Origin of the sequence: Glacieibacterium frigidum (genome assembly GCF_007097155.1) — a bacterium.
Classification (GTDB): Bacteria; Pseudomonadota; Alphaproteobacteria; order Sphingomonadales; family Sphingomonadaceae; genus Glacieibacterium; species Glacieibacterium frigidum.
Map to the genome: position 1 here is coordinate 1 of NZ_VJWA01000001.1, position 25,848 is coordinate 25,848.

The following is a 25,848-nucleotide window of genomic DNA, read 5'->3' on the forward strand; positions in this document are numbered from 1 at the left end:
AGGGAGGGGCAGCAAGGGCTAGTTGTCGATGCTCTTGCGCGCGCCGGCGGAGTCGGCGGCCGGGTCGGCGGCGGGCTCGGTGGTCTCGGTGGCCGGAGGCGCCGAGGCTTCGGCGGTTGCCGCCTCGGTTGCCGCAGCTTCGGCGGGCGGCGTGACGGGGGTCTCGGTCGTCATCGCTTCGGTCGTCGTCGCGGGCGTCGTGGCGGTCGGCTCGGCGGCGGGCCGGCCGCAGGCGGTCAGCGCGAGGCCGGCGGCGGAAACGAACAGGATGGTCTTGATCGACATGGTTCTGGGCTCCCGACGCTCCCCCACGAAGCGCCTGACGCCGACGCTATCACGCCGTTACGCGCCCGCCTAGGCGGACAGCGACGCGAGCAGCGCGGCGAAGCGCGGCGACTTGCGCACGGGGTCCAGCAGCGGGTCGTGGCGGGCGTAATACAGTCCCGGATCGCGCACCGCGCGCGCCCGCTCCAGCGCCGCCAGCGCGCCCGCGCGGTCACCCCATTGCGCGCGCACCTGCGCCTGCTGGTAGATCGCGCTATCGCCGTTCTCGGCCACCAGTTGGCGGAAAGCCGCGTCGGCGGCGGCGGCGTTGCCCAGGCGGCGCTCGACGATCGCCAGGCCGGTCAGCCGCGCCCAGCCCTGCGGCTCGACCACATATTCGGCGCGGGCGGCCTTCGCGTCGCCCATCATCAGCAGCGTGTCGCCGATCACCGCGTGGCCCGACTGCAGCGCGGGCGACAGGCGCAGCGCCTCGCGCTGGCGCGGCAGCGCCTCGGCATAGCGCCGCGCATTGTAAAGGCCGAGGCCCAGGAACTTCCACGCGCGCGGGTTGAAGCGGTCGAGCGCGACGGCCTTTTCCAGCGCCGCGATGCCCTTCGCCATGTCGCCGGCGCGGACGTTGAAGGTGCCGTAGCGGATCAGGATGTCGGCATCGCCGCCGCCCGCCGCGATGCTGCGCTCGTACGCCTCGCGCGCGCCGCGCAGGTCGAGGCGCGACTGGCGGACATACGCCAGCGCCGACTGCGCCTCCGCCAGCCCGGGGGCGAGCGCGACGGCGCGGTCGGCGGCGGCGAGGGCGGCGGCGCTGACCGGCGGCACGGCGTCGAGGGTCAGGAACTGCGACGCGATCGTCGTCAGCGTGCGGGCGCGCGCGGCGTGCGCGGCGGCATAGCGCGGATCGGCGGCGATCGCGGTGTCGAACTGCGCGAGCGCGGCGCGGTAGGTCGCCTCGTCCCCCGACAGGTCGAACAGCTGGCGGCCGCGCAGGTATGCGTCGTGCGCCTCGATCGATCCGGTCGCGCCTTCGGCCAGCCGCTGCGCCTCGCGCGGCAGCAGGCGGATCTTCAACGCGTCGGTGACGGTGCGCGCGATCTCGGTCTGGATTGCGAAGACGTCGCTGACCTCGCGGTCATAGGTCTGCGACCATTGTTCGTACCCCGTGCGTGCGTCGATCAGCTGCGCCGAGACGCGGACGACGTTCCCCGAGCGGCGGACGCTGCCGTCGAGCACGTGCGCAACGCCCAGCTTTTTCGCCACTGCGCCGACCCCTTCGGTCGAAGCACGAAACGCGTTCGACGAGGTGCGCGCCGCAACCCTGAGCCCGCCGACCCCCGACAGCGCGCCGCGCAGCTCCTCGGCCATGCCGTCGGAGAAGAACGCCTGGCCGGGATCGCCGCTCAGATTGTCGAAGGGCAGCACCGCGATGCTGTTGGGCGGCGCCGCGGCGGGGGCGGCGATGGTCGGCGCGGGCGGCTTTGCGGGCTCGCCGGTGAGGCGGGTGAAGACCAGGACGATCAGCGCACCCAGCGTCAGCACGCCGACGATGATCGGCAGCGGATCGAAGCGCCCGGCGGTGCCGCCGTCGTGCCCGCCCGGAATCGCCGCGGCGGTATCGGGCAGCGCGATGTCGTGCGCCGACAGGCCCGACGCGGTCATCCGGAAGTACCACGCCCCGCCGAGTGCCAGCGGAAAGCCCAGCACCAGCGCGCCGAGCAGCACCTTCATCGTCGCCGACGGCAGCTCGAGGATGTTGGTCAGCAGGCCGCCGACCTCCAGCACGAGCCAGGCGACGACGAGATAGGTCGCGGCGACGCGCAACACCCCCCGCCGCCTGAACTCCCCCAGCAACTGCACGCCCCGTGTCCCTCCGTCGCCCTATGGGCGATCTTGCACGCGGACGCGCCCCGGTCCAGCACCCCTTGCCCCGCCGCCGTGCCAGCCGTAAGACCGCGCTCGCGTCAGGTTCCCGGCAACGGGATGAAAAGGGAACCCGGAAGCGGCCTCGCAAGGGCCGTAATCCGGGGCTGCCCCCGCAACTGTGACCGGCGAGCGGTCGCTCCACATGCCACTGGGTTCCGGCCCGGGAAGGCGGAGCGGTCCGTGCTGACCCGGGAGCCAGGAGACCTGCCCGGCGCGGTCGGCCCTTCGTGCGCACGGGGTACTTGCGCGTGATCGGGGGAGCACCCTCGCGTGGCGACAAGCAAGACCGGGCCTGACCGCCCGGTTGTCGTCAGGAGTCTGCCCCGTGCCCATGCTATTGCTCGCCGCCGCCACAGTTGCGGCCGCCGTTCCCGTTTCCGATTCCTCCGCCGAGACCATCGTCGTCACCGCGACCCGCTCGCCCGAGCCGCTGTCGCGCGTCGGCCAGTCGGTCACCGTCCTCGACAGCGTCGAGATCCGCACCCGCCAGACGCAGGTCGTCGCCGACCTGTTGCGCACCACGCCCGGCGTCACCGTCGCGCGCAACGGCCCGCCGGGGGGCGTCGCGTCGGTGTTCATCCGCGGTGCCGAGAGCGACCAGACCGTCGCGCTGATCGACGGGGTCAAGCTCAACAACCCCGCCTCGCCCGGCGGCGGGTTCGACTTCGGCAATCTGCTGACCGGCAATATCGACCGCATCGAGGTGCTGCGCGGCCCCTCGTCGGTGCTGTGGGGCAGCCAGGCGATCGGCGGCGTCGTGAACCTGATCACCATCCCGCCGAGCGCCGACCTGATCATCAACGCCCGCGCCGAGTACGGCGGGCGCGACACCGCACAGGCGGTGGCGAACGTCAGCGGCACCGCGGGTCCGCTGGCGATCAGCGGCGGTGCAGGGTACTACCGCACCGACGGCTTCTCGGCGTTCGACAAGGGTGCGGAGCGCGATGGGTACCGCAACTACGGCGCCAATGCGAAAGTCGTGGCGACGTTCAGCGACGCGATCAGCCTCGACCTGCGCGGCTACTATTCCAACGGTCGCGCCGATTTCGACGGGTTCGCACCGCCGACCTTCGCGTTCGGCGACACGCGCGAATACGGGCGGGTCGAGGAGATCGTCGGCTATGCCGGCGCCAACATCGCGCTGTTCGGCGGCAGGCTGAAGAACCGCCTGGGCTTCGCCTACACCGACACCGACCGCGACAATTTCGACCCCGACGGCTTTACCCGCGAGACGTTCAGCAGCGTCGGTCGCAACGAGCGCTTCGAATACCAGGGCGTCGCCGACCTGGGCGTCGCCACCGCGACCTTCGGGGCCGAGCGCGAGACCTCGAAGCTGCGGACATTGAGCTTCGGCACCCCCGACCGCGACCGCGCGCGCATCGACAGCGTCTACGGCCAGATCGGCGTGACGCCCGTCGCCGGCCTGACCGCGACCGCGGGCATCCGACACGACGATCATGACCGCTTCGGCGGCGCGACGACGGTGGCGGGGAGCGCGGTCTGGACGATCGCCACGACGACGCTGCGCGCCAGCTACAGCGAGGGCTTCAAGGCGCCGACTTTGTACCAGCTCGTCGGCGAATACGGCAACGCGACGCTCGCCCCCGAACGTGCCCGCGGCTGGGATGCGGGCGTTACGCAAAGCGCGCTCGACGGGCGGCTGGAGGCGTCGGCGACCTGGTTCGACCGGCGCTCGCGCGACCTGATCGACTTCGTGTCGTGCTTCGGCGTCGCGTCGCCGATCTGCGTCGGCCGGCCGTTCGGCACCTACGACAACGTCGCCCGCGCCCGCTCGCGCGGGGTCGAGGTCGGGCTCGCGGCACGGCCCGTCGATGCGCTGCGGCTGGGGGCGAACTACACCTACCTGAAGGCCGAGAACCGCAGCCCCGGCAGCGCCAACTTCGGGCGCCGCCTGGCACGTCGCCCGGCACACAGCGCCAATGTCACCCTCGATTATGTCTGGCCGTTCGGCCTGACGACGGGCGCGACGCTCAGCCACGTTGGCGACAGCTTCGACAACGCCGCCAACACGCGGCGGCTCGAGTCGTATGTCCTGGCGGACATCCGCGCGGCGTTTCCGGTGACCGCGAACATCGAGGTGTATGGCCGCGTCGAGAACGCCTTAGACGCGAATTACGCGACCGCCTTCGGCTATGGCACGCCGGGCCGCAGTGCCCATGCGGGCGTCCGGCTGCGCTATTGATCCGGGTCGCGGCCCTCGCGCTGCTGCTCGCGTCGCCGGTGGCGGCGCGGGCGCCCCGTATCGTGTCGATCAACCCGTGCATCGATGCCGTGCTGGTGCGCGTCGCCGATGCACGGCAGATCGCGGCGATCAGCCATTATTCGCACGACCCCCGCGCCACCTCGATTCCGCTTGGCGTGGCGCGGCGCTTCCCCTCGACCTCGGCGACCGATCAGATCGTCGCACTCGCCCCCGACATCGTCATCGCGGGCGGCCACGTCGACCCCGCGACGTCGAGCGTGCTGGCCCGCCTCGGCATCCGGCTGGTCAAATATCCGGTGCCGACAAGCATCGCCGAGAGCGTCGCACAGGTCCGCAGCATCGCGACGGTCGCCGGGCAGCCCGCCCGAGGCGAGACGCTGGCGCGGGACATCGAGGCGGCGCTGACACCGGTTACCGCCGCGCCTGTCCCGGCGCTGATCTGGCAGGGGGGCGGCATGGTACCCGGCGCAGGGACGCTTGCCGACGACCTGCTGCGCCATGCGGGGTTCAGCAATTTCAGCGCGACCCTCGGCCTGTCGCAATGGGACGTGCTGGGGCTCGAGTATCTCGTCGCCCGTCCGCCGCGCGTGCTGTTCACGACGCCGGGTGCGACCGACCGGCTGCTCGGCCACCCGGTGCTGCGCGACCTGCGCACCCGCGTCGCGGTGAAGGCTTTTGCCCCACGCCTGCTGTGGTGCGGCGGCCCGGCGATCCCCGAGGCGCTGGCGGTGCTGCGTGCTGCGCGGGCATCGCTCCCTGCCACAGGCGCGGCGCGTGATTAGACCCACCCCCGGGCCGGCTGCGCCGTCTCTCGCCCCTCCCCACGGGGAGGGGCGCCTCAACCTCCTTCTCGCCGTCGCCCTCGTCGCCGCGATGCTGCTCGCCCTGATGGCGGGCAAGATCTGGCTGCCCGCCGCGGCGTGGGACTTTGGCGATCCGCGCTTCGCGATCGTCGCCGAGCTGCGCGCGCCCCGCATCCTGCTCGCCGCGATCATCGGCGCGGGGCTGGGCGTGTCGGGGGCGGCGATGCAGGGCTATCTGCGCAATCCGCTCGCCGATCCCGGCCTGTTCGGCGTGTCGGCGGGCGCCGCGCTCGGGGCGGTGTGCGCGCTGTTCTTCGGCATGGCGTCGGCGACTTTGCTGCCCGTGTTCGCGCTGATCGGCGCGGGCGTCACCATGGCACTGCTGGCCTTGCTCAGCGGGCGGTCGCCGAGCCTCGTGCTGTTCACGCTGGCGGGCGTCATGGTGTCGAGCATCGCGGCGTCGCTGACCGCGCTCGCGATCAGCCTCGCGCCGACGCCGTTCGCCGCGTCGGAGATCGTGCTGTGGCTGATGGGCGCGCTGTCCGACCGCAGCTGGGACGACGTGAAGCTCGCGCTGCCGCTGACCGCGGCCGGCGCAGCCGTGCTGGCGACCGCGGCGCGCGGCCTCGATGCGCTGACGCTGGGGGAGACCGCGGCCCGCTCGCTCGGCCTCGACGAGCATCGTTTGCGCGCGCAGGTCGTCATCGGCGTCGGACTGTGCGTCGGGGCGAGCGTCGCGGCCGCCGGGGTCATCGGCTTCGTCGGGCTGATCGTGCCGCATCTGGTGCGGGGCCTCGTCGGCGGGCGGCCGTCGGCGACGCTGCTGCCCTCGGCGATCGGCGGCGCGCTGCTGCTCGTCGTGGCCGACGCGCTGGTCCGTGCCGCGCCGACCGTCGGCGAGCTGCGGCTGGGCATCGCGATGGCGCTGTGCGGCGGGCCATTCTTCCTGTGGCTGCTGCTCCGCCTGCGCCGGACGCTGGCATGAGGGCGGCGGGCGTCACGCTGAGCCTCGGCGGCACGCGCGTGCTGGACGGGGTCGACGCGAGCTTCGCGCGCGGCCGCGTCACCGCGCTGCTCGGGCCGAACGGGGCGGGCAAGTCGACCCTGCTCGGCGTTCTGGCGGGGCTGCGCACGCCCGACGCGGGGACGGCGACGCTCGACGGCGAGGCGGTCGCGAGCCTGCCGCTCCGCGACCGCGCGCGCCGCATCGGCCTGCTGCCGCAAACCGCCGAGGTTCACTGGGACATCGACGTGCGCAGCCTCGTCGGTCTCGGCCGCTTCGCGCACCGCGACGAGCGCACCGCCACCGGCCAGGCGGCGGTCGATGCCGCGCTCCTCGCCACCGATACCGCGCACCTCGCCACCCGCGTCGTCGGCACGCTGTCGGGCGGCGAGCGCGGGCGGGTGCTGCTTGCGCGCGTGCTGGCCGGTCAGCCCGACTGGCTGCTGGCGGACGAACCCCTCGCCAGCCTCGACCCCGCGCACGCGCTAGCGATGTGCGCGCGGCTGCGCGACGCCGCGGCGGCGGGCGCGGGGGTGATCGTCGTGCTCCACGACCTCGGGCTGGCGGCGCGCTTCGCCGACGATGCGGTGATCCTCGACGGCGGCCGCGTGATCGCAGCGGGGGCGGTCGGCGACGTGCTGACCCCCGAGACGCTGCGCGCGGCCTTCGGCGTCGTCGCGCACTTCGGCGAGGTCGACGGCGTCCGCACGATCACCGGCCTGTCGGCGGCCTAGGACAGCCCCTCGATCCGCCCGTCCGCGCCCAGCGAAATGCGCGCCGCGGCGGGCACGCGCGGAAGACCGGGCATGGTGTTGACGCTGCCGCACAGCGCGACGACGAACCCCGCACCCGCCGCCAGCCGCACGCTGTCCACCGGCAGCACGAAGCCCGAGGGCGCGCCGTGGAGTTTCTCGTCGGCCGTGAAGCTGTACGGCGTCTTCGCCATGCAAACGGGCAGGCGCCCGTGCCCCTCGGCCTCGAAGCGCGCGAGGTCACGCGTCGCGCCCGCGCTGAACGCGACATCGGCGGCGCGGTAGATCGTGCGCGCGACGGCGCGGATCTTGTCGGCGAGCGGCAGGTCGTCGGCGTAGGTCAGGCTGAGCGGCGCATCGTGCGCGTCTGCCGCCGCAGCCACCGCGCGCGCCAGCCCCTCCGCCCCCGCGCCGCCGTCGGCCCAGTGCGTGCAGATGTGCGCCTCGACCCCCATCGCGGCGCAGGCGTCGATCAGCGAGCGATGCTCGTCGGCGGTGTCGCCCGTGAAGGCGTTGATCGCGACGACCACCGGCAGCCCGAACCGCTGCAGGTTCTCGACATGGCGCGCGAGGTTGGCGAACCCCGCCGCCAGCGGGTCGAGCGCGTCGCCGCCCTGGAGCTTGAGCGCGCGCACCGTCGCGACGACGACGGCGCACGACGGTGCCAGCCCGCTCGACCGGCACTTGATGTTGAGGAATTTCTCCGCCCCGAGGTCGGCGCCGAACCCGGCTTCGGTCACCGCGAACTCGCCGAGCGCGAGCGCGGCGCGCGTCGCGATCACCGAATTGCAGCCGTGCGCGATATTGGCGAAAGGCCCGCCGTGGATCAGCGCAGGCGAGCCGCCCAGCGTCTGGACGAGGTTGGGCTGGATCGCATCGGCGAGCAGCGCCGCCATCGCGCCCGCGGCATGCAGGTCGCCCGCGGTCACCGGCGCGTTGTCCGCCGTCCGCCCGACGACGATGCGCGACAGGCGCGCGATCAGGTCGGCGGGGTCGGCGGCGAGGCACAGCACCGCCATGACCTCGCTCGCCACCGTGATGTCGAACCCCGTCTCGCGCGCCGGGCCGTCGGCGAGGCCCAGCACGACCCGGCGCAGCGCACGATCGTTCATGTCGAGGACGCGCCGCCACGTCACCTTGCGCGGGTCGAGCGCGCTGCCGCCCCAGTAGAGCTGGTTGTCGATCATCGCGCTCAGCAGGTTGTGGGCGCTGGTGATCGCGTGGAAATCGCCGGTGAAGTGCAGGTTGATGCGCTCCATCGGCACGACCTGCGCATGGCCGCCGCCGGTCGCGCCGCCCTTGCGCCCGAACACCGGGCCCAGCGACGGCTCGCGCAGCGCGATGACCGCGCGCCGCCCGATGCGGTTGAGCGCGTCGCCCAGCCCGATGGTGGTCGTCGTCTTGCCCTCGCCCGCCGCGGTCGGGTTGATCGCGGTGACGAGGATCAGGCGGCCCGCGGGGCGGCTTGCGAGGCTGTCGAGATAGGGCCGCGTCAGCTTGGCGATGTGGTGGCCGTAATGGTCGAGGCCGGCGGCCGGAATGCCCGCTTCGGCGGCGATATCGGCAATGGGCCGCAGCGTCGCGGCGCGCGCGATTTCGAGATCGATCGACATGGGCGGAGGTGATGCACGATGCCGCCGGGCGCGACAACTTTGGACAAGGGTGCGCGGCCGCACTGTGCTATGCGCGCCACCATGTTCGAAGGCATCTCCGCGCTCGACCTCGCCCGCGCGCAGTTCGCGTTCACCATCTCGTTTCACTTCATCTTCCCGGCCTTTTCGATCGGGCTGGCGTCGTTCCTCGCGGTGCTGGAGGGGCTGTGGCTGTGGACGGGGCGCGACGTCTATCTCAACCTGTTCAAATACTGGCTGAAGATCTTCGCGATCGCCTTTGCGATGGGCGTCGTGTCGGGCATCGTCATGTCGTACCAGTTCGGCACCAACTGGTCGGTGTTCAGCGACAAGGCCGGCCCGGTGATCGGCCCGCTGATGGCCTACGAGGTGCTGACCGCCTTCTTCCTGGAGGCCGGGTTCCTGGGCGTCATGCTGTTCGGCATGCAGCGCGTCGGCAAGAAGCTGCACTTCGCCGCGACGTGTGCGGTGGCGGTCGGCACGGCGATCTCGGCGTTCTGGATCATCGTCGTCAACAGCTGGATGCACACGCCGCAGGGCCATGCCTTTAACGAGGTCGGGCAGTTCGTGCCGCTCGACTGGTGGACGATCATCTTCAACCCGTCGATGCCCTACCGCCTCGTCCACACCGTGCTTGGGGCGTACCTGACCACCGCGCTGGTCGTCGGCGGCGTCGCGGCGTGGCACCTGCTGAAAGGCCGGCGCGACCCCGAGCACAATACCGAAGGCGCGCGCGTCATGTTCTCGATGGCGATGTGGATGGCCGCGCTCGTCGCGCCGCTGCAGATCGTCGCGGGGCACGCGCAGGGCGAGAATACGCTCGCGTACCAGCCCGCCAAGATCGCCGCGATGGAGGGCAATTACAAATCCTACCCCGACGGTGCGCCGCTGACCCTGTTCGGCATTCCCGACAGCGAGGCGGGGGTCGTGCGCCATGCGGTCGAGATCCCGAAGCTCGGATCATGGGTGCTGAAGGGCGACATGGACGCCCCGCTCGAAGGGCTCGACGCCTTCCCGCGCACCGAGTGGCCGCCGGTCGAGATCGTGTTCTGGACCTTCCGCGTCATGGTCGGCATCGGCGTGCTGATGCTGGGGCTGGGCGCGTGGAGCCTGCTCGCGCGGCTGCGCGGCAAATTGTTCGACTGGCCGTGGCTGCACCGCGCCGCGCTGGCGATGGGGCCGAGCGGCTTCGTCGCGGTGCTGTGCGGCTGGGTGACGACCGAGGTCGGCCGCCAGCCCTATACCGTCTACGGCCTGATGCGGACCGCCGATTCGGTGTCGCCGGTCGGTGCGCCGGCGGTGGCGGCGTCGCTGACCGCCTTCGTGCTCGTCTATTTCGTCGTCTTCGGCGTCGGCACCTGGTTCATCGTCAAGCTGATGGGCCATGCCCCGCATCCCGGCGAGACCGGCGTGCCGCAGGGCGGGCCGACGCGCACCGCGGGCATCACGCCGGCACCGGGGCAGAACCCCGACGCCGTCGCGCATCCGGCCGAATAGCATGGGCCTCGGTTTCGACTTCGACCTGACGGTGATCTGGGCGGGCATCCTGGCGTTCGCAGTGTTCGCCTACGTCGTGATGGACGGCTTCGACCTCGGTATCGGCATCCTGTTCCCGCTGCTCGATCCGGGGCAGCAGCGCGACGCGACGATGAACTCGGTCGCGCCGGTGTGGGACGGCAACGAGACCTGGCTGATCCTCGGCGGCGGCGGGCTGATGGCGGCGTTCCCGCTGGCGTACGCGATCATCCTGCCGGCGGTGTACGTGCCGCTGATCGCGATGCTGCTCGGGCTGGTGTTCCGCGGCGTCGCGTTCGAATTCCGCTGGCGGACGACCCGCCAGCCGATCTGGGATTTCGCCTTCTTCGCGGGCTCGGTCGTCGCGGCTTTCACGCAAGGGGTCGTGCTCGGCGCGGTGCTGCAGGGCATCTCGGTCGAGGGGCGCAGCTATTCGGGCCTGTGGTGGGAGTGGCTGTCGCCCTTCAGCCTGTTGTGCGGCGCGTCGGTGGTCATCGGCTACGGCCTGCTCGGCGCGTGCTGGCTGATCTATCGCACCGAAAACGAGCTGCAGGACCGTGCGTACCGCCTCGCCTGGCTGTTCGGCATCGGCACCTCGGTGGCGGTCGTCGCGGTCAGCCTCGCGACGCCCTTCCTCGAGGCCGAGTACTACAAGCGCTGGTTCAGCGCGCCCGGCATCTATGTCCTGTCGCCGATCCCGCTGCTCGCGGGTGCCGCGGCGCTGGGCTTCTTCCGCGCGCTTTCCAAGCGGGCGGAGCTCGCGCCGTTCCTCCTTGCGCTGGCGCTGTTCCTGCTCAGCTTCATCGGGCTGGGGGTCAGCATGTTCCCCTATCTCGTCCCCGGCGAGATCACGATCTGGCAGGCCGCGGCCCCCGCCAAGAGCCAGATGTTCATGCTGGTCGGCACCGCGGTGATGGTGCCGGTCATCATCGCCTACTCGGCCTATGCCTACTGGGTGTTCCGCGGCAAGGTCGGCCACGAGGGCTATCATTGAGGCTTTGGCATTGAAGGCGCGCCAACTCGCGTGGTTCGTCGGCATCTGGGCGGCGAGCGTCGCGGCACTGGGCGCGGTCGGCTGGCTGATCCGGCTGTGGCTGCTCTGACCGCGCGCCTTGCCCTCACCGCGCGGCTTGGCTATTGACCGCCGCTCTTCACCCCTGCGGGCGTGGCGGAATTGGTAGACGCGCTGGTTTTAGGTACCAGTATCGAAAGATGTGGGGGTTCGAGTCCCTTCGCCCGCACCACACCGTCGCTCCCAAAACCAGACGAGTTGCCAGATGCGCATTGCCGAGACGTTGAACGAGGGCCTTCGCCGCGAGTATAGCGTGCACATCCCGGCCGCCGCGCTGACCGCCAAGATCGACGCCAAGGCGGTCGAGGTCGCGAAGCAGGTCAAGATGCCCGGCTTCCGCCCCGGCAAGGTGCCGCTCAACCTCGTCAAGAAGATGCACGGCCAGGCGCTGCGCGGCGAGGCTGTCCAGGCCGCGGTCAACGAGAGCGTCCAGCAGCTCCTCAGCGAGCATAACCTGCGCCCCGCGATGCAGCCGCAGGTCGACCTGACCAGCGACGGTGCGGTCAACGACGACATCGACTTCAACGTCGCGCTCGAAGTCCTGCCGACGATCGAGACGCCGAACATCGAGGGCCTGACGCTCGAGAAGCTGATCGTCGAGCCGTCGGACGAGGAGCTGAACTCCGCGCTGAACCGCCTGCGCGACCAGCAGAAGCAGTTCGAGGCCGCCCCCGCCGACCATGCCGCCGCCGATGGCGACGCGGTGCTGGTCGACTTCGTCGGCTCGGTGAACGGCAAGGAATTCGACGGCGGCAAGGGCCTCGGCCAGCGCATCGTGCTCGGTGCGGGCCAGCTCATCCCCGGTTTCGAGGAGCAGCTGATCGGCGCCAAGGCGGGCGACGAGCGCACCGTCAAGGTGACCTTCCCCGAGGATTACAACGTCGCGACCCTCAAGGGTAAGGCCGCCGAGTTCGCGGTCACCGTCAACGAGGTGCAGACCGCCGCCGAAGGCGCGCTCGACGACGAGTTCGCCAAGTCGCTGGGCCTCGACAGCCTCGACGGGCTGAAGGAGATCCTGAAGGATCAGCTGACCAGCGAGCTCGAGGGGCTGACGCGCACCCACATGAAGCGCAAGCTGCTCGACACGCTGGCCGCCAACCACGACTTCGCGGTGCCGCAGTCGATGGTCGACGCCGAGTTCGAGCAGATCTGGCAGCAGCTCGAGCACGAAGCGAGCCACGAGGCCGACAAGGACGAGGCGATGGCGCGCATCGAGACCGAGCGCGGCGATTACCGCCGCATCGCCGAACGTCGCGTGCGCCTGGGCCTGCTGCTGTCGGAGATCGGCCAGCAGGGCGGCGTCGTCGTCACCCAGGCCGAGATGAACCGCCTGATCGCGCAGGAGGCCAGCCGCTACCCCAACGAGCAGCAGCAGGTCGTCAAGTATTTCCAGGAGAATGCGATAGCGGCCGCCCAGCTGCGCGCGCCGCTCTACGAGGACAAGGTCGTCGATTACCTGATCGGCAAGGCGACGATCACCGAGCGCAACGTGACGCGCGAGGCGCTGACCGCCGAGATCGAGAGCGACGACGAGACACCCGGCCACGTCCATGGTCCCGACTGCAATCACGATCACGACCACGGCCATGATCACGCGCACGAGGCGCCCGCCGTCGCCGCCAAGCCCGCCAAGGCACCGCGCGCCAAGAAGCCCAAGGTCGAGACCGCGGCCGAGCCGCAGCTCGCCGATGCCGGCCCTGCCAGCCCCGAGGCGACGCTCAGCGACGAGCCCGTCGCCGCGGTGAAGCCCAAGCGCACGAAGAAGGCCGCCGACCCCGCTGCGTGACCGCGAGCGGGCGGCGCGGGCGGGGGGCTTGAACGCAGGCCCGTTCGCGCCGATGTTGTCGGTTCAGCCCAGCGGAGCCTTCATGCCCTTCCAGAACGACCCCAGCGCCATGCTCGTCCCCATGGTCATCGAGCAATCGAACCGCGGCGAGCGTAGCTTCGACATCTTCTCGCGCCTGCTGCGCGAGCGCATCGTCTTCGTCACCGGCCAGGTCGAGGACAACATGGCCTCGCTGATCGTCGCGCAGCTGTTGTTCCTCGAATCGGAGAATCCGAAGAAGGACATCGCGATGTACATTAACTCTCCGGGCGGCGTGATCACCGCCGGCATGGCGATCTACGACACGATGCAATACATCCGCCCCAAGGTCGGCACGGTCTGCGTCGGTCAGGCGTCGTCGATGGGCAGCTTCCTGCTCGCCGCCGGTGAGCCGGGGATGCGAGTCGCGCTGAAGAATGCGCGCATCATGATCCATCAGCCGTCGGGCGGCAGCCAGGGCATGGCTGCCGACATCGAGATCCAGGCGCGCGAGATCCTGCGTGTCCGGCATGCGCTGAACGAGCTCTACGCCAAGCATACCGGTCAGGAGCTCGACACGATCGAGCGCGCGATGGACCGCGACAAGTTCATGTCGGCCGAGGAAGCGATGGCTTTCGGCCTGATCGACGCGATCCACGACAAGCGTCCGGCGCCCTTGGAAGAGGGCGGCCTGCGGGCGGCGTAATCGACTATCTCATGCGCCGTTAACCCATGACGGTGCTTATTGCGTTATTGTGACGGATACGCGGCTTGCCGCCGTGTGCCGTGTGCCGCTAGACTGTCTGGCGGCCGGAGAGGAAACCCATGACCAAGTTGAGTGGCGGGGACTCGAAGAACACGCTCTACTGCTCGTTCTGCGGGAAGAGCCAGCACGAGGTCCGCAAGCTGATCGCGGGCCCGACGGTGTTCATCTGCGACGAGTGCGTCGAGCTGTGCAACGACATCATCCGCGAGGAAACCAAGACGGCTTTGGTCAAGACCAAGGACGGCGTGCCGACCCCGCGTGAGATTGCCAAGCACCTCGACGACTATGTCATCGGCCAGGCACACGCCAAGCGCGTGCTCGCGGTCGCGGTGCACAACCACTACAAGCGGCTGAACCACGGTGCCAAGGGCGCCGAGGTCGAGCTGGCGAAGTCGAACATCCTGCTCGTCGGCCCGACCGGCTGCGGCAAGACCCTGCTCGCCCAGACGATGGCGCGCCTGCTCGACGTGCCGTTCACGATGGCCGACGCGACGACGCTGACCGAGGCCGGATATGTCGGCGAGGATGTCGAGAACATCATCCTCAAGCTGCTCCAGGCGTCCGACTATAACGTCGAGCGGGCGCAGCGCGGCATCGTCTACATCGACGAGATCGACAAGATCAGCCGCAAGGCCGACAACCCCTCGATCACCCGCGACGTGTCGGGTGAGGGCGTCCAGCAGGCGCTCCTCAAGATCATGGAGGGCACCACCGCCTCCGTGCCGCCGCAGGGCGGGCGCAAGCATCCGCAGCAGGAGTTCCTGCAGGTCGACACGACGAACATCCTGTTCATCTGCGGCGGTGCCTTCAACGGTCTCGAGAAGATCATCGGCGACCGTCTGCAGGGCAAGTCGATCGGTTTCGGCGCGCATGTCGCCGGCCCCGACGAGCGCCGCACCGGCGCGATGCTGCGTCAGTGCGAGCCCGAGGACCTGCTGCGCTTCGGCCTGATCCCCGAGTTCATCGGCCGTCTGCCGGTGATCGCGACGCTCGAGGACCTCGACGAGCCCGCGCTGATCAAGATCCTGACCGAGCCCAAGAATGCGCTGTCGAAGCAGTACGGCCGCCTGTTCGAGATGGAAGGCGTCAAGCTGAGCTTCGAGATCGACGCGCTGTCGGCGATCGCCAAGCGCGCCATCGAACGCAAGACCGGCGCGCGCGGCCTGCGCTCGATCATGGAGTCGATCCTGCTCGACACGATGTTCGACCTGCCCGGCCTCGAGAATGTCGAGGAGGTCATCGTCGACAAGGATGTCGTCGCCGGTATCAAGGAGCCGGTGCGCGTCCCGCTGAAGGAAAAGGCGGCCTAACGCGGCGCGATGGTCACCCATCCATCGCGCCCACGGGCTGCGGTTTGAAATCTACACCGACGATCACGAACCGCCGCACGTCCATGTCAGTGGGGACGGCGAATTGAAGGTCGTCATCCGGGGTCTGACGGCCTGCCCGAACTTGTCTATGCTATCGCGATGAAGACAGCCCAGCGCCGCCGCGCGATGGATGTCATCCGGGACGAGCAGGCAAACTTTCTGGCTACATGGCAGGCGATACACGGGAGCGGAGAATGACCGCGCATTGGTCCGACGCCCAGATCGACGCCGCGACGGCACGTGGCGAGGCAATGCTGGCGACCGAGCCCCGCGCCCGCGCCGCTCGCTATGATGCTGCGGCGGACCGCATCGTCATTGATCTCGTCAACGGTACCAGCTTCGCATTTCCGCCGCGGCTGGCGCAGGGCCTTCGGGACGCCAGTGCGGCCGATCTTGCCGAGGTCGAAGTCGCGGGCGCCGGTTTCGGGCTGCACTGGGAGCGCCTCGACACCGACTTCTCGGTACGCGGCCTGCTTGAGGGCCGATTCGGTACGCGCGCCTGGATGGACCAGTTGAACCTCGCCGTTGCAGCGGAGTAGCGGTGGCCACTCGCCTGCGGCGATTGCCGGCGCTATGAAGCGGCAACGTCGCGCGGGCTTGCCGACGACAGCCCAGGACCTGATTTGACCTCGCTCTATCACCGCTACGCCCTTCACATCGCCGATGCCCTCGCCGCGCTCGTCGCGGCAGGCGATCTGCCGCCGGGGCTCGACACGTCGGCCGTGACCGTCGAGCCGCCGCGGGACCCGACGCACGGCGACCTGTCGACCAATGCCGCGATGGTGCTGGCCAAGCCTGCGGGCATGAAACCCCGCGATATCGCCATGGCGCTGGCGCAGAAGCTCGCTCGGCTGCCTGAGGTCGAGACGGCCGAGGTCGCGGGGCCGGGGTTTCTCAACCTGCGGCTGCGCGCCGGCGAGTGGCAGGACGAGCTGCGCGCCATCCTGACCGCGAAGACCGAGTACGGGCGCTCGACGATGGGCGCGGGGCGGCCGGTCAATGTCGAATATGTCTCGGCGAACCCGACGGGCCCGATGCACATGGGGCATTGCCGGGGCGCCGTGGTCGGCGATGCGCTCGCCAGCCTGATGGCGTTCGCGGGCTTCGCGGTGACGCGCGAATATTACATCAACGACGCGGGCGGGCAGGTCGATACGCTCGCGCGGTCGGCGCACCTGCGCTACCGCGAGGCGCTTGGGGCGACCATCGAGATCCCCGAGGGCCTGTATCCGGGCGACTATCTGGTCCCCGTCGGCCAGGCGCTGGCGGCCGAGTTTGGTGACACCTACGTCGCGGCCCCCGAGACCGAGTGGCTGGTTCTGTTCCGCACGCGCACCGTCGCGTTGATGATGGAGCTGATCCGCGCCGATCTCGCACTGCTCGGCATCCGGCAGGACGTGTTCTTCGCCGAAAGCTCGCTGGGCGACGCGGTGCAGGCGGCGCTCGACGATCTGGCCGCGAAGGAGCTGATCTACGAGGGCGTCCTCGAGGCCCCCAAGGGCGAAGGTCATGACGATTGGGAGCCGCGCCCGCAGACGCTGTTCCGCGCCAGCGATTTCGGCGACGACAGCGACCGCGCGCTCAAGAAGTCCGACGGCAGCTGGACCTATTTCGCGGGCGACGTCGCGTACCACTACAACAAGCTGCGGCGCGGCTTCGTCGATCTGGTCGACCTGTTCGGCGCGGACCACGGCGGCTACGTCAAGCGCATGCAGGCGGCGGTCAAGGCGCTGAGCGGCGGCAGCGTCAACCTCGACGTCAAGATCGTCCAGATGGTTCGGTTGTTCCGTTCCGGCGAGCCGGTCAAGATGTCGAAGCGGTCGGGATCGTTCGTGACGCTCGCCGACGTCGTGCGCGAGGTCGGCAAGGACGTCGTGCGCTTCATCATGCTGACCAAGAAGTCCGACAGTCAGCTCGATTTCGACTTCGCCAAGGTCGTCGAGCAGTCGCGCGACAATCCGGTCTTCTACGTCCAGTACGCCCATGCGCGCATCCGCTCGGTCGAGCGGCGCGCGGCGACAGCGGGCATGGTTTTGCCCGAGCCCGACCTGACCCTGCTCGATGCCGAGGAACTGGGGCTGGTGCGCTTTGCGGCGCAATGGCCGCGGATCGTCGAGGCGGCGGCGGCGACGCGCGAGCCGCACCGCATCGCCTTCTACCTCGGCGACCTCGCGGCGGCGTTCCATTCGCTGTGGAACCGCGGCAACGACGATGCGTCGCGGCGGCTGGTCATCGAGGACAATGCCGCGCTGACCGCGGCACGACTGGCGCTGGCACGCGGGGTCGGGCACGTTATCGCCAGCGGCCTCGCGGTGATGGGGGTCGAGCCCGCCGAGGAGCTGCACTGATGGCGCGCCGCGATGACGATTACGACGACGACGATGTGCCGTGGCTCGCCGAAGTCGAGGAGGAGCGCCCGGCTTCGACCTCGGTGTCGCAGCGCAAGCTGATCGGCGGCATCGCGCTGTTCGCGGCGCTGCTGGCGCTGATCATCGGCGGCGTCTGGGCGATCACCTCGGGCCAGCGCGAGGGCGGCAGCTCGGGCGAGGTCGCGGTGAATGCCGAGGACGTGCCGCTGATCCCCGCCGACCCCGGCCCGTATAAGGTCCGCCCGGCCGATCCCGGCGGCATGCAGATCGACGGCGCCGGCGACACGATGTACGCGGCCGGCGAGGGTGCCGACGTCGGCGGCGCGCTCGACCCAGGCGCGTTGCCCGAGGATCCGATGCCGCGTCCCGGCACGGCGGCCGCCCAGCCCGAGGACCTGCTCCCCGCCGAGGGCGCGTCGGCGCAGGTCGCGATTCCGCCCGCGCGCGGCACCGTGGCGCCCGCCGCAGGAGCCTCGGCGCAGGTCGCCATTCCGCCCGTGCGGACACCTGCTGCTCCGCCACCGGTGCCGGTCGCCAAGCCTGCGCCGCTGAAGCCGCTGCCCAAGCCCGTTGCGCCCGTCGCCGGCACGCCTCCGGCCAAGCCGTCGACCGGCAGTGCCGCGCTCCAACTCGGCGCCTTCTCGTCGAGCGCCGCCGCCGACACCGCGTGGAAGGACCTGACCAAGCGCTTCACCTACCTCGGCGGCCTGAGCAAGGCGGTCGGCAAGGTCGAGCGTGACGGCAAGACGCTGTATAGGCTGCGCGCCACCGGCGTCACCGACGCCGCCAAGGCCGCCGACCTGTGCGCGCGCCTGAAGGTCGCGGGCGAAGACTGTCTGGTCGCGCCATGACGCCGCTGTTCCTCGGAATGAGCGGTCCGGTGCTGACCGACGACGAGCGCGCGCTGTTCGCCGCCGCCGACCCGGCCGGGTACATCGTCTTCAAGCGCAACTGCGTCGATCCGGGCCAACTGCTCGCGCTGACCGATGCCTTGCGCGATCTGGCAGGCCGCAACGTGCCGATCCTGATCGACCAGGAGGGCGGGCGCGTTGCGCGGCTCGGGCCGCCGCACTGGCCGGTGTTCCCCGCCGCGGCTGCATTCGGTGCGCTGTACGACCGCGCGCCGATCTCGGCGATCCAGGCGGCACGGCTGAATGCCGAGGCGATCGCGCTGACGCTGCGCGGCGTCGGGGTCAACGTCGACTGCCTGCCGCTGCTCGACGTCCCGCAGCCCGGAGCGCACGGCATCATCGGCGACCGCGCCTATGCCGCCGACCCGCAGTGGATCGCGGCACTCGGCAAGGCGACGCTCGACGGCCTGCGCGCGCGCGGCGTCTGCGGGGTGATCAAGCATATCCCCGGCCACGGCCGCGCGATGGTCGACAGCCACCTCGACCTGCCCGTCGTCGACGCGTCGCGCGAGGAACTGGAGACAGACTTCGCACCGTTCCGCGACCTGAACGATGCGCCGATGGCGATGACCGCGCACGTCGTCTACACCGCGCTCGACGCCGCGCGGTGCGCGACCATGTCACCGGTGGTCATCGACCTGATCCGCAGCGACATCGGCTTCGACGGGCTGTTGATGTCCGACGACCTCGGCATGCAGGCACTCGGGCACGGCGCTTCGGGCAGCAACGGCACCAACGACTTCGGCGCCCGCGCGCTCGACAGCCTTGCCGCCGGTTGCGACATCGCGCTCCACTGCTCCGGCGACTTCGCCGAGATGCGCGCGATCGTCGAGGCGGGGCCGGTGATGACAACGCAAGCCACGCGCCGCCTCGATGCCGCGATGGCGTGGGCCGCGACCCCCGACCCCCGCGAGATCGCCGACCTCGTCGCCAACCGCGATGCCTTGCTGGCGCTTGCCTAACCCCTCCCCTTCAGGGGAGGAGCGAGAGACGCCGCAGGCGGGGTGGCGGGGCTGGCCGTGAACGCCGATCGTCCCCACCCCCCGGCCCCCTCCCCTAAAGGGGATGGGGAAGTCCTTCACCTCGACCTCGGCGCGTGGGAGGGGCCGCTCGACGTGCTGCTGGCGCTCGCTCGGGCGCAGAAGGTCGACCTCGCGCAGCTGTCGATCCTGTCGCTCGTCGACCAGTATCTGGCGTTCGTGGCGGACGCGAAGGCGCTGCGTCTCGAACTCGCTGCCGACTATCTCGTGATGGCGGCGTGGCTGGCGTATCTGAAGTCGTGCCTGCTGCTGCCCGCCGACCCGGCTGCCGATCCCGATCCGCACGACCTCGCGGCGCGCCTCGCGTGGCGGCTGCAGCGGCTCGACGCGATGCGTGACGCGGGCGCGCGGCTGATGGCGCGCGACCTCGGCGACCGCGACGTGTTCCGCCGCGCCGCGCCCGAGGGGCTGCGCCCGCTGGTCCGCATCCGCCACGACTGCTCGCTGTTCGACCTGCTGAGCGCCTATGGCGCGATCCGCGCGCGGACGGCGCAGGGCGTCTACCGCATTGCGCGGCGCGCCGTACTGGCGCTCGACGAGGCGATCGAGCGGCTCGAAATGCTGCTCGGCACCGCGCTCGACTGGACCGAGCTGGCGCGCTTCCTGCCGGAAGCCGAGGAGCATGCGGGCGACGAGGAGTATCGCCGCTCGGCGCTCGCCAGCACCTTCGTCGCGACCCTCGAACTGACGCGGCAGGGGCGTGCCGAGCTGAGCCAGGGCGACGCCTTCGGCCCCCTGCTGGTGCGCGCGCGATGAGCCTCGACCGCGAGCTCGAGGCGCTGCTGTTCGCGTCCGCGACGCCGCTTACCGTGACCGAGATCGCGCGCTACCTGCCCGAGGGTGCCGACGTGCCGGCGCTGCTCGCCGACCTCGCTGCCAGCTATGCGACGCGCGGCATCGTGCTCGTCGAGCGTGGCGGCGCATGGCTGTTCCAGACCGCCCCCGACCTCGCGCACGTCGTCCAGCCGGCGCGCGAGCGGCCCGCGAAACTGTCGAAGGCAGCGGTCGAGACGCTGGCGATCATCGCCTATCACGAGCCCGTGACGCGCCCCGAGATCGAGGGCATTCGCGGCGTCGCGGTGTCGGCGGGCACCATCGACGTGCTGCTCGCCGCGGGCTGGGTGCGCCCCGCCGGGCGCCGCGAGTCGCCGGGGCGGCCGCTGCAGTACGCGACGACGCGCGAGTTCCTTGTGCACTTCGGGCTGCAGAACCGCCGCGATCTGCCGGGCCTCGCCGACCTCAAGGCGGCGGGGCTGCTGGAGGCCGACATCGCGCCCGGGGATGACAGCGGCGCGGGCGACGGCTAGGTCGGTCGGGTCCACTTCCTTTCGTCATCCCCGCGCAGGCGGGGACCCAAAGTCCCGGAGTTTGGTGACCTTGGGTCCCCGCTTACGCGGGGATGACGACGAACAGATCGGCAGCTCCCATGACCCATACCACCGACGTCCTCGCCATCGGCAACGCCCTCGTCGACGTCATCGCCACCGCGCCCGCCAGCTTCTTGAGCGAGAACGACATCCCCAAGGGCTCGATGCGCCTGATCGGTGCCGACGATGCCGAGCGGCTGTACGCGCGGATGGGCGCGACGCGCGAGGTGTCGGGCGGCTCGGCGGCGAACACCGTCGCGGGGATCGCGGCGATGGGCGGCAAGCCGGCGTTCGTCGGGCGGGTCGCGGCCGACCAGCTCGGCGAGGTGTTCGCGCACGACATCCGCGCCGCGGGCGTCAGCTACGACGTCGCGCCGATGGCCGACGGCCCGCCGACCGGGCGCTGCCTGATCGTCGTGACGCCCGACGGCGACCGCACGATGAGCACCTATCTCGGCGCCTGCCAGGAACTCAGCGAAGCCGACGTCGACGAGGCCGCGGTGCGCGCGTCCGCCGTGCTGTATCTTGAGGGCTATCTGTGGGACCCCGAGCATCCGCGCGCCGCGATGCGCAAGGCGATCGACATCGCGCGGGCAGCCGACCGCAAGGTCGCCTTCACGCTGAGCGACGTGTTCTGCGTCGAGGGCTATCGCGAAGACTTCAAGGCGCTGCTCGGCACCCATGTCGACGTGATGTTCGGCAACGAGCACGAGGTCTGCGCGCTGTACGAGACGCAGAACCTCGACGCGGCGATGGCCGAGCTGGCGAAGCATGCGACGATCGCGGTCGTCACGCGCTCGGCTCAGGGGGCGGTGGTGCTCGCGAACGGCCAGCGCCACGTCGTGCCGTGCCACCCCGCGACGCAGGTGCTCGACACCACGGGTGCCGGCGACCTGTTCGCGGCCGGGTTCCTGAGCGGCATGGTTGCGGGCCGCAGCCTGCCCGACTGCGCCCGCCAGGGCACGATCGCGGCGGCCGAGATCATCGCCCATTACGGCGCGCGCCCCGAGCGCGACCTGAAGGCCCTGGTCGCCGAGCAGCTGGGGCGCTGACGCGCCCCAGCCTTTACTTCGTCATCGGTGTGCCCGGGGGGGTGTCGGCGTCGAACTCCGGCACCTCGACGATGCCCTTGCCCAGGTGGCTGGCACGGCGGCTGTACAGGAAGTAGATCGCCAGCCCGATGCCCGCCCAGCCCAGGAACAGCATCAGGGTATAGGTCGAGAGCGAGAAGAACAGGAAGGTGCACCCTGCCGCAGCCAGCGGCGCGGTGACCCACACCAGCGGCGTGCGGAACGGACGCTTGCGGCCCGGATCGCGGACACGCAGCACCAGCACGCCGATCGCCACCATCAGGAACGCCAGCAGCGTGCCCGAATTCGAGATGTCGGCGAGCTGTTCGACCGGGAAGAACGACGCAAAGATCGCGACGAACACGCCGGTGATGGCGGTGATGACGTGCGGCGTCTGGTACTTCGGGTGGATCTTCGCGAACACCTGCGGCAGCAGCCCGTCGCGCGCCATCACGAAGAAGATGCGCGTCTGGCCGTACATAAGCGTCAGGATGACCGACGGCAGCGCGATGCCGGCGGCGATCGCCAGCAGGTTACCGCCCCAGCCGTAGCCGATTTCGGTCAGCACATAGGCCAGCGCCTCGCTCGACTTCGCCAGCTCGCCCATCGGCTGCGCGCCGACCGAGCCCGTCGCGGCGGCCGCGACCAGCATGTACAGCACCGTCGACACGCCGAGCGCCCCGATCAGGCCGATCGGGATGTTGCGGTTGGGGTTGATCGTCTCCTCGGCGGCAGTCGACACCGCGTCGAAGCCGACGAAGGCGAAGAAGATCGTCGCCGCCGCCGCCGACACGCCGACCGAGATCATCAGGCCGGGGTTGTACGGATCGGGGATATCGTGCGCGAAGAAGCCGCGCGGCATGAACGGCTCGAAGTTGACCGACTGCATGACCGGCAGCGCGAGCACCAGGAACATCAGCAGCGCCGCGATCTTGATCATCACCAGCACGGTGTTGAAGCGCGCGCTCTCCTTGGTCCCGACGATCAGCAGCGCCGCCATGGCGAGCGCGATGAACATCGCGGGCAGGTTGATCAGCCCGGGTTCCTTGTCGAACGGCCCGTGGACGAAGGTATTGGCGATGTCGGTGCCTAGGAAGCGCTCGGCCAGGCCGACCATATACCCCGACCAGCCGACCGACACGGCGGACGACGCGATCGCGTATTCGAGCACGAGCGCCCAGCCGACGATCCACGCCAGCATTTCGCCGAAGGTCGCGTAGGTGAAGGTGTACGCCGACCCCGATACCGGGATCATCGCGCACAGCTCGGCATAGGCGAGCGCGGTCAGGAAACAGACCAGCCCCGCGATCGCGAAGCTGATCATCATCGCCGGGCCGGCCTTGGTCGCGGCGGTCGCGGTCAGCACGAAGATGCCCGTGCCGATGGTGCCGCCGATCCCCAGCATGACCAGCTGGAAGGCGCCGAGACTGCGCGTCAGCGACTTTTTCTCGGCGGTACGAAGAATCGCGTCGAGCGGTTTGATGCGCCAGTTCAAAAGACTATCCCCTCATCGTGACAGGCGCGGGCTTGGCCCTGCTCCCCGTCGCGGTCTGCATGGGTTTACGGTTGGCCTGTGCCGCGTGGCACGTCAAGCATCTAGCGCGGCAGCATCGCCCCCATCTGCGTGCCGCCGAAGATATGGACGTGGAGGTGCGGCACCTCCTGATGCGCATGGATGCCGGCATTGGCGAGCAGCCGGTACCCCGGTTCCTCCAGCCCCAGTTCGCGCGCTACCTGCCCGACGGCGCGGACGAAGCCGGCGATTTCTGCATCGCCGGCGTTCGCCGAGAAGTCCGCCCACGACACGTACGCCCCCTTGGGGATGACCAGCACGTGCACCGGCGCCTGCGGGTTGATGTCGTGGAACGCCAGCGCGTGATCGTCCTCGAAGACCTTGCGGCACGGAATTTCGCCGCGCAGGATCCGCGCGAAGATATTGGCGTCGTCGTAGGGGGCGAGGGCGGGGACGGGCATGGGTCAGCCTTTCCGTGAAGCTTTCTCGGCGAGCCCCGACACGCCTTCGCGGCGTACCAGTTCGGCGCGGATATCGTCGAAGCTCAGGCCTGCGTCGGCCAGCAGGACGCTGAGGTGGTAGACCAGGTCGGCGGCCTCCGCCGTGATCGCGGCGGGGTCGTCCTGCATCGCGGCGATGACGGTCTCGACCGCTTCCTCGCCCAGCTTCTGTGCGATCTTGGCGCGGCCCTTGGCGGTCAGGCGCGCGGTGTGGCTCTGCGCCGGGTCGCCGAGGCGGTTCGCCACGACGGTCGCGTGCAGGCGGTCGAACACGTCGGCGGAGGCGTCGGTCATGCGTGGTCCCATGCGGCGACGGGCGGGGGCGGGTCAAGGAACGCTTGCGGGCCGCAACGGTTAGGCGGCGATGACAAATGACAGCCGATTGACGACACTGGCGCGGCTCGGCTTTGCGGCACGGGGGTTGACCTATGTGCTGATCGGCTGGTTCGCGATCGCCGCGGCGCGGTCGGGCGGCGCGCCGGGCGACAACCGTGCGGCGCTGGGCAGCCTGGCGGACAGCGCAGCAGGCCAGTGGCTGCTCGCGGTGATCGCGCTGGGGCTGCTCGGCTATGCGCTGTGGCGGTTCAGCGAGGCGTGGTTCGACCCCGAGCGGCACGGCAGCGACGCCAAGGGGCTCGCCAAGCGCGGCGGCTTCGCAGTGAGCGGCTTGGTACACGTCGGCCTAGCGCTGTTCGCGGCGCGGCTGGCGCTTGACTGGGGTGGCGGCGGCGGGTCGGGCGATGCCGAGGCCGACGAAGGCGCGGCCGGGCTGATGGCGCTGCCCGGCGGCGTCTGGCTGGTCGGCGCGGTCGGCCTCGTGCTGCTCGCGTCCGCTGCAGGCAATTTCGCCGAAGCCTATAAGGCCGGCTTCGCGAAGTATTTCCGCGGCGACCTGCCCGCCCGCGAGGCGGTCGTCGGCGCGGGCCGTCTCGGCTATGCGGCGCGCGGCGTGGTGTTCGTGCTCGTCGGCTGGTTCGCGCTGCAGGCGGCGCTCAATCACGATCCTGAGGCCGCGGGCGGCACGGGGCAGGCACTGCGCACGCTGCAGGACCAGCCCTATGGCCCGCTGCTGCTCGGCATCGTCGCGGCGGGTCTGCTGCTGTTCGGCGTGTTCGGCATCGTCCAGGCGCGGTATCGCCAGGTGCAGGTGGTCAGCCCGCTATAGACGCCGCACGCTGATGCCCGCCGCCGCCATGGTGGCGCGCGCCTCGGCCAAGGTCGCCTCGCCGAAGTGGAAGATCGAGGCGGCGAGGACGGCGCTGGCGTGGCCTTTGACAACGCCCTCGACGAGGTGGTCGAGGTTGCCGACGCCGCCGCTCGCGACAACGGGCACGGGCACCGCGTCGGCGATGGTGCGGGTAAGCGCGAGGTCGTAGCCGGCGCGGGTGCCGTCGCGGTCCATGCTGGTCAGCAGGATTTCGCCCGCCCCGCGCTCGGCGGCTTCGCGCGCGAAGGCGACCGCGTCGATGCCAGTCGGGCGTCGGCCGCCGTGGGTGAAGATCTGCCAGCCGTCACCGACGGCCTTGGCATCGACCGCGACGACAACGCACTGCTCGCCGAACTGCCGTGCCAGCGCGTCGATCAGCGACGGGTCGGCGATTGCGGCCGAGTTGACCGCGACCTTGTCGGACCCCGCGAGCAGCAGCGCGCGCGCATCCGCCACCGAGCGCACGCCGCCGCCGACCGTCAGCGGCATGAAGCACTGGTCGGCGATGGCGCGGACGACATCGAGGATGATGCCGCGCTCCTCGTGGCTCGCGCCGATGTCGAGCATGGTCAGTTCGTCGGCACCCGCAGCGTCATAGGCGCGCGCCGCCTCGACGGGGTCGCCGGCGTCGCGCAGCGAGACGAAGTTGACGCCCTTGACGACGCGGCCGGCGTGAACGTCGAGGCAGGGGATGATGCGGGTTGCAAGCATAACTACCCCTCCCCTTCA

At 70.4% G+C, this 25,848-nt stretch carries 26 protein-coding genes, 1 tRNA gene and 1 riboswitch; of the genes, 20 read left to right on the plus strand and 7 right to left on the minus strand.

All coding sequences use genetic code 11. The features are described from left to right. Positions 1 to 18: 18 nt before the first annotated feature. Positions 19 to 285 carry a hypothetical protein gene (locus FMM06_RS00005; protein WP_185964976.1) on the minus strand — a complete coding sequence of 89 codons (267 nt, stop codon included), beginning with the start codon at positions 283 to 285 and terminating at the stop codon, positions 19 to 21. A 69-nt stretch (positions 286 to 354) separates the two neighbouring features. Next, a complete protein-coding gene (locus tag FMM06_RS00010) occupies positions 355 to 2,136 on the minus strand; it encodes a tetratricopeptide repeat protein (protein WP_143554187.1) in 1,782 nt (593 codons plus the stop codon). 89 nt (positions 2,137 to 2,225) lie between these two features. Beyond that, a riboswitch (cobalamin riboswitch) is annotated at positions 2,226 to 2,428 on the plus strand. A 105-nt stretch (positions 2,429 to 2,533) separates the two neighbouring features. On the opposite strand from FMM06_RS00010, the gene FMM06_RS00015 reads away from it, so the two are divergent. From FMM06_RS00015 to FMM06_RS00030, 4 genes are all read left to right on the plus strand, one after another. Continuing rightward, positions 2,534 to 4,405, plus strand: a complete 1,872-nt coding sequence (locus tag FMM06_RS00015) for a TonB-dependent receptor plug domain-containing protein (protein ID WP_144236999.1) — start codon at positions 2,534 to 2,536, stop codon at positions 4,403 to 4,405. Beyond that, positions 4,402 to 5,208 carry an ABC transporter substrate-binding protein gene (locus tag FMM06_RS00020; RefSeq protein ID WP_143554188.1) on the plus strand — a complete coding sequence of 269 codons (807 nt, stop codon included), beginning with the start codon at positions 4,402 to 4,404 and terminating at the stop codon, positions 5,206 to 5,208. The genes FMM06_RS00015 and FMM06_RS00020 overlap by 4 nt, the downstream gene beginning before the upstream one ends. Positions 5,209 to 5,299: 91 nt before the next feature. Continuing rightward, positions 5,300 to 6,214: a FecCD family ABC transporter permease gene (locus FMM06_RS00025; RefSeq protein WP_144237000.1), complete on the plus strand. Its 915-nt coding sequence runs from the start codon at positions 5,300 to 5,302 to the stop codon at positions 6,212 to 6,214. After that, positions 6,211 to 6,966, plus strand: a complete 756-nt coding sequence (locus tag FMM06_RS00030) for an ABC transporter ATP-binding protein (RefSeq protein WP_143554189.1) — start codon at positions 6,211 to 6,213, stop codon at positions 6,964 to 6,966. Before FMM06_RS00025 ends, FMM06_RS00030 begins: the two co-directional genes overlap by 4 nt. Here FMM06_RS00030 and FMM06_RS00035 read toward each other — a convergent pair. Next, positions 6,963 to 8,597, minus strand: a complete 1,635-nt coding sequence (locus FMM06_RS00035) for a formate--tetrahydrofolate ligase (protein ID WP_143554190.1) — start codon at positions 8,595 to 8,597, stop codon at positions 6,963 to 6,965. The genes FMM06_RS00030 and FMM06_RS00035 overlap by 4 nt on opposite strands. A gap of 81 nt (positions 8,598 to 8,678) precedes the next feature. Here FMM06_RS00035 and FMM06_RS00040 point away from each other — a divergent pair, with 81 nt between their 5' ends. From FMM06_RS00040 to FMM06_RS00110, 15 genes are all read left to right on the plus strand, one after another. Further along, positions 8,679 to 10,112, plus strand: coding sequence for a cytochrome ubiquinol oxidase subunit I (locus tag FMM06_RS00040; protein WP_143554191.1), 1,434 nt, complete (start codon positions 8,679 to 8,681; stop codon positions 10,110 to 10,112). Position 10,113: 1 nt separating this feature from the next. Beyond that, positions 10,114 to 11,124: a cytochrome d ubiquinol oxidase subunit II gene (cydB, locus tag FMM06_RS00045; RefSeq protein WP_143554192.1), complete on the plus strand. Its 1,011-nt coding sequence runs from the start codon at positions 10,114 to 10,116 to the stop codon at positions 11,122 to 11,124. A gap of 4 nt (positions 11,125 to 11,128) precedes the next feature. Then, positions 11,129 to 11,233: a DUF2474 family protein gene (locus FMM06_RS00050; protein WP_235888968.1), complete on the plus strand. Its 105-nt coding sequence runs from the start codon at positions 11,129 to 11,131 to the stop codon at positions 11,231 to 11,233. Positions 11,234 to 11,289: 56 nt separating this feature from the next. Further along, positions 11,290 to 11,374, plus strand: a tRNA-Leu gene (locus tag FMM06_RS00055). 33 nt (positions 11,375 to 11,407) lie between these two features. Next, positions 11,408 to 12,988, plus strand: coding sequence for a trigger factor (gene tig, locus FMM06_RS00060; protein ID WP_143554194.1), 1,581 nt, complete (start codon positions 11,408 to 11,410; stop codon positions 12,986 to 12,988). 82 nt (positions 12,989 to 13,070) lie between these two features. Then, positions 13,071 to 13,712, plus strand: a complete 642-nt coding sequence (clpP, locus tag FMM06_RS00065; protein WP_143554195.1) for an ATP-dependent Clp endopeptidase proteolytic subunit ClpP — start codon at positions 13,071 to 13,073, stop codon at positions 13,710 to 13,712. A 119-nt stretch (positions 13,713 to 13,831) separates the two neighbouring features. Further along, complete coding sequence (gene clpX / locus FMM06_RS00070; protein WP_143554196.1) at positions 13,832 to 15,082, plus strand: ATP-dependent Clp protease ATP-binding subunit ClpX; 1,251 nt, start codon at positions 13,832 to 13,834, stop codon at positions 15,080 to 15,082. A gap of 49 nt (positions 15,083 to 15,131) precedes the next feature. Next, positions 15,132 to 15,245 (plus strand): DUF4160 domain-containing protein, encoded by a 114-nt coding sequence (locus tag FMM06_RS17035; RefSeq protein WP_235889192.1) that lies wholly within the window; start codon positions 15,132 to 15,134, stop codon positions 15,243 to 15,245. Positions 15,246 to 15,336: 91 nt separating this feature from the next. Further along, complete coding sequence (locus FMM06_RS00080; RefSeq protein ID WP_143554197.1) at positions 15,337 to 15,681, plus strand: DUF2442 domain-containing protein; 345 nt, start codon at positions 15,337 to 15,339, stop codon at positions 15,679 to 15,681. An 84-nt stretch (positions 15,682 to 15,765) separates the two neighbouring features. Further along, the gene (gene argS / locus FMM06_RS00085; RefSeq protein ID WP_143554198.1) at positions 15,766 to 17,490 is read left to right on the plus strand and encodes an arginine--tRNA ligase; all 1,725 of its coding nucleotides are present in this window, start codon (positions 15,766 to 15,768) and stop codon (positions 17,488 to 17,490) included. Continuing rightward, on the plus strand, positions 17,490 to 18,362 hold the full coding sequence (locus FMM06_RS00090) for an SPOR domain-containing protein (protein WP_143554199.1): 873 nt from the start codon (positions 17,490 to 17,492) through the stop codon (positions 18,360 to 18,362). Before argS ends, FMM06_RS00090 begins: the two co-directional genes overlap by 1 nt. Next, entirely contained in the window at positions 18,359 to 19,384 is a 1,026-nt protein-coding gene (gene nagZ / locus FMM06_RS00095) for a beta-N-acetylhexosaminidase (RefSeq protein ID WP_143554200.1), read from the plus strand. Before FMM06_RS00090 ends, nagZ begins: the two co-directional genes overlap by 4 nt. 57 nt (positions 19,385 to 19,441) lie before the next feature. Continuing rightward, positions 19,442 to 20,218 carry a segregation and condensation protein A gene (locus tag FMM06_RS00100; protein WP_143554201.1) on the plus strand — a complete coding sequence of 259 codons (777 nt, stop codon included), beginning with the start codon at positions 19,442 to 19,444 and terminating at the stop codon, positions 20,216 to 20,218. Continuing rightward, positions 20,215 to 20,769: an SMC-Scp complex subunit ScpB gene (scpB, locus tag FMM06_RS00105; protein WP_143554202.1), complete on the plus strand. Its 555-nt coding sequence runs from the start codon at positions 20,215 to 20,217 to the stop codon at positions 20,767 to 20,769. The genes FMM06_RS00100 and scpB overlap by 4 nt, the downstream gene beginning before the upstream one ends. 119 nt (positions 20,770 to 20,888) lie before the next feature. Next, entirely contained in the window at positions 20,889 to 21,881 is a 993-nt protein-coding gene (locus FMM06_RS00110; protein ID WP_143554203.1) for an adenosine kinase, read from the plus strand. Between the two features lie 13 nt (positions 21,882 to 21,894). Here FMM06_RS00110 and FMM06_RS00115 read toward each other — a convergent pair whose 3' ends face one another. The 3 genes from FMM06_RS00115 to FMM06_RS00125 form a co-directional block, all read right to left on the minus strand. Continuing rightward, positions 21,895 to 23,394, minus strand: a complete 1,500-nt coding sequence (locus FMM06_RS00115; protein ID WP_143554204.1) for an amino acid permease — start codon at positions 23,392 to 23,394, stop codon at positions 21,895 to 21,897. 101 nt (positions 23,395 to 23,495) lie between these two features. Beyond that, entirely contained in the window at positions 23,496 to 23,873 is a 378-nt protein-coding gene (locus FMM06_RS00120) for a histidine triad nucleotide-binding protein (RefSeq protein WP_143554205.1), read from the minus strand. A gap of 3 nt (positions 23,874 to 23,876) precedes the next feature. Next, positions 23,877 to 24,206 carry a phosphoribosyl-ATP diphosphatase gene (locus FMM06_RS00125; protein WP_143554206.1) on the minus strand — a complete coding sequence of 110 codons (330 nt, stop codon included), beginning with the start codon at positions 24,204 to 24,206 and terminating at the stop codon, positions 23,877 to 23,879. Positions 24,207 to 24,294: 88 nt separating this feature from the next. On the opposite strand from FMM06_RS00125, the gene FMM06_RS00130 reads away from it, so the two are divergent. Beyond that, complete coding sequence (locus FMM06_RS00130) at positions 24,295 to 25,077, plus strand: DUF1206 domain-containing protein (protein ID WP_185964977.1); 783 nt, start codon at positions 24,295 to 24,297, stop codon at positions 25,075 to 25,077. On the opposite strand, the gene hisF is transcribed toward FMM06_RS00130, so the two are convergent. Further along, the gene (gene hisF, locus FMM06_RS00135; RefSeq protein WP_143554208.1) at positions 25,072 to 25,830 is read right to left on the minus strand and encodes an imidazole glycerol phosphate synthase subunit HisF; all 759 of its coding nucleotides are present in this window, start codon (positions 25,828 to 25,830) and stop codon (positions 25,072 to 25,074) included. The two genes, FMM06_RS00130 and hisF, sit on opposite strands and share 6 nt — an antisense overlap. Between the last annotated feature and the right edge of the window lie 18 nt (positions 25,831 to 25,848).

What these genes read in the sequence shown, in the direction of transcription:
- clpP (WP_143554195.1), top strand. Translation starts at nt 13,071, where the DNA reads ATGCCCTTCCAGAACGACCCCAGCGCCATGCTCGTCCCCATGGTCATC.
- FMM06_RS00110 (WP_143554203.1), top strand. Translation starts at nt 20,889, where the DNA reads ATGACCCATACCACCGACGTCCTCGCCATCGGCAACGCCCTCGTCGAC.
- FMM06_RS00090 (WP_143554199.1), top strand. Translation starts at nt 17,490, where the DNA reads ATGGCGCGCCGCGATGACGATTACGACGACGACGATGTGCCGTGGCTC.
- FMM06_RS00080 (WP_143554197.1), top strand. Translation starts at nt 15,337, where the DNA reads ATGACCGCGCATTGGTCCGACGCCCAGATCGACGCCGCGACGGCACGT.
- FMM06_RS00005 (WP_185964976.1), bottom strand. Translation starts at nt 285, where the DNA reads ATGTCGATCAAGACCATCCTGTTCGTTTCCGCCGCCGGCCTCGCGCTG.
- hisF (WP_143554208.1), bottom strand. Translation starts at nt 25,830, where the DNA reads ATGCTTGCAACCCGCATCATCCCCTGCCTCGACGTTCACGCCGGCCGC.
- FMM06_RS00040 (WP_143554191.1), top strand. Translation starts at nt 8,679, where the DNA reads ATGTTCGAAGGCATCTCCGCGCTCGACCTCGCCCGCGCGCAGTTCGCG.
- tig (WP_143554194.1), top strand. Translation starts at nt 11,408, where the DNA reads ATGCGCATTGCCGAGACGTTGAACGAGGGCCTTCGCCGCGAGTATAGC.
- nagZ (WP_143554200.1), top strand. Translation starts at nt 18,359, where the DNA reads ATGACGCCGCTGTTCCTCGGAATGAGCGGTCCGGTGCTGACCGACGAC.
- clpX (WP_143554196.1), top strand. Translation starts at nt 13,832, where the DNA reads ATGACCAAGTTGAGTGGCGGGGACTCGAAGAACACGCTCTACTGCTCG.
- FMM06_RS00030 (WP_143554189.1), top strand. Translation starts at nt 6,211, where the DNA reads ATGAGGGCGGCGGGCGTCACGCTGAGCCTCGGCGGCACGCGCGTGCTG.
- cydB (WP_143554192.1), top strand. Translation starts at nt 10,114, where the DNA reads ATGGGCCTCGGTTTCGACTTCGACCTGACGGTGATCTGGGCGGGCATC.
- FMM06_RS00015 (WP_144236999.1), top strand. Translation starts at nt 2,534, where the DNA reads ATGCTATTGCTCGCCGCCGCCACAGTTGCGGCCGCCGTTCCCGTTTCC.
- FMM06_RS00125 (WP_143554206.1), bottom strand. Translation starts at nt 24,206, where the DNA reads ATGACCGACGCCTCCGCCGACGTGTTCGACCGCCTGCACGCGACCGTC.
- scpB (WP_143554202.1), top strand. Translation starts at nt 20,215, where the DNA reads ATGAGCCTCGACCGCGAGCTCGAGGCGCTGCTGTTCGCGTCCGCGACG.
- FMM06_RS00120 (WP_143554205.1), bottom strand. Translation starts at nt 23,873, where the DNA reads ATGCCCGTCCCCGCCCTCGCCCCCTACGACGACGCCAATATCTTCGCG.
- FMM06_RS00035 (WP_143554190.1), bottom strand. Translation starts at nt 8,597, where the DNA reads ATGTCGATCGATCTCGAAATCGCGCGCGCCGCGACGCTGCGGCCCATT.
- FMM06_RS00025 (WP_144237000.1), top strand. Translation starts at nt 5,300, where the DNA reads ATGCTGCTCGCCCTGATGGCGGGCAAGATCTGGCTGCCCGCCGCGGCG.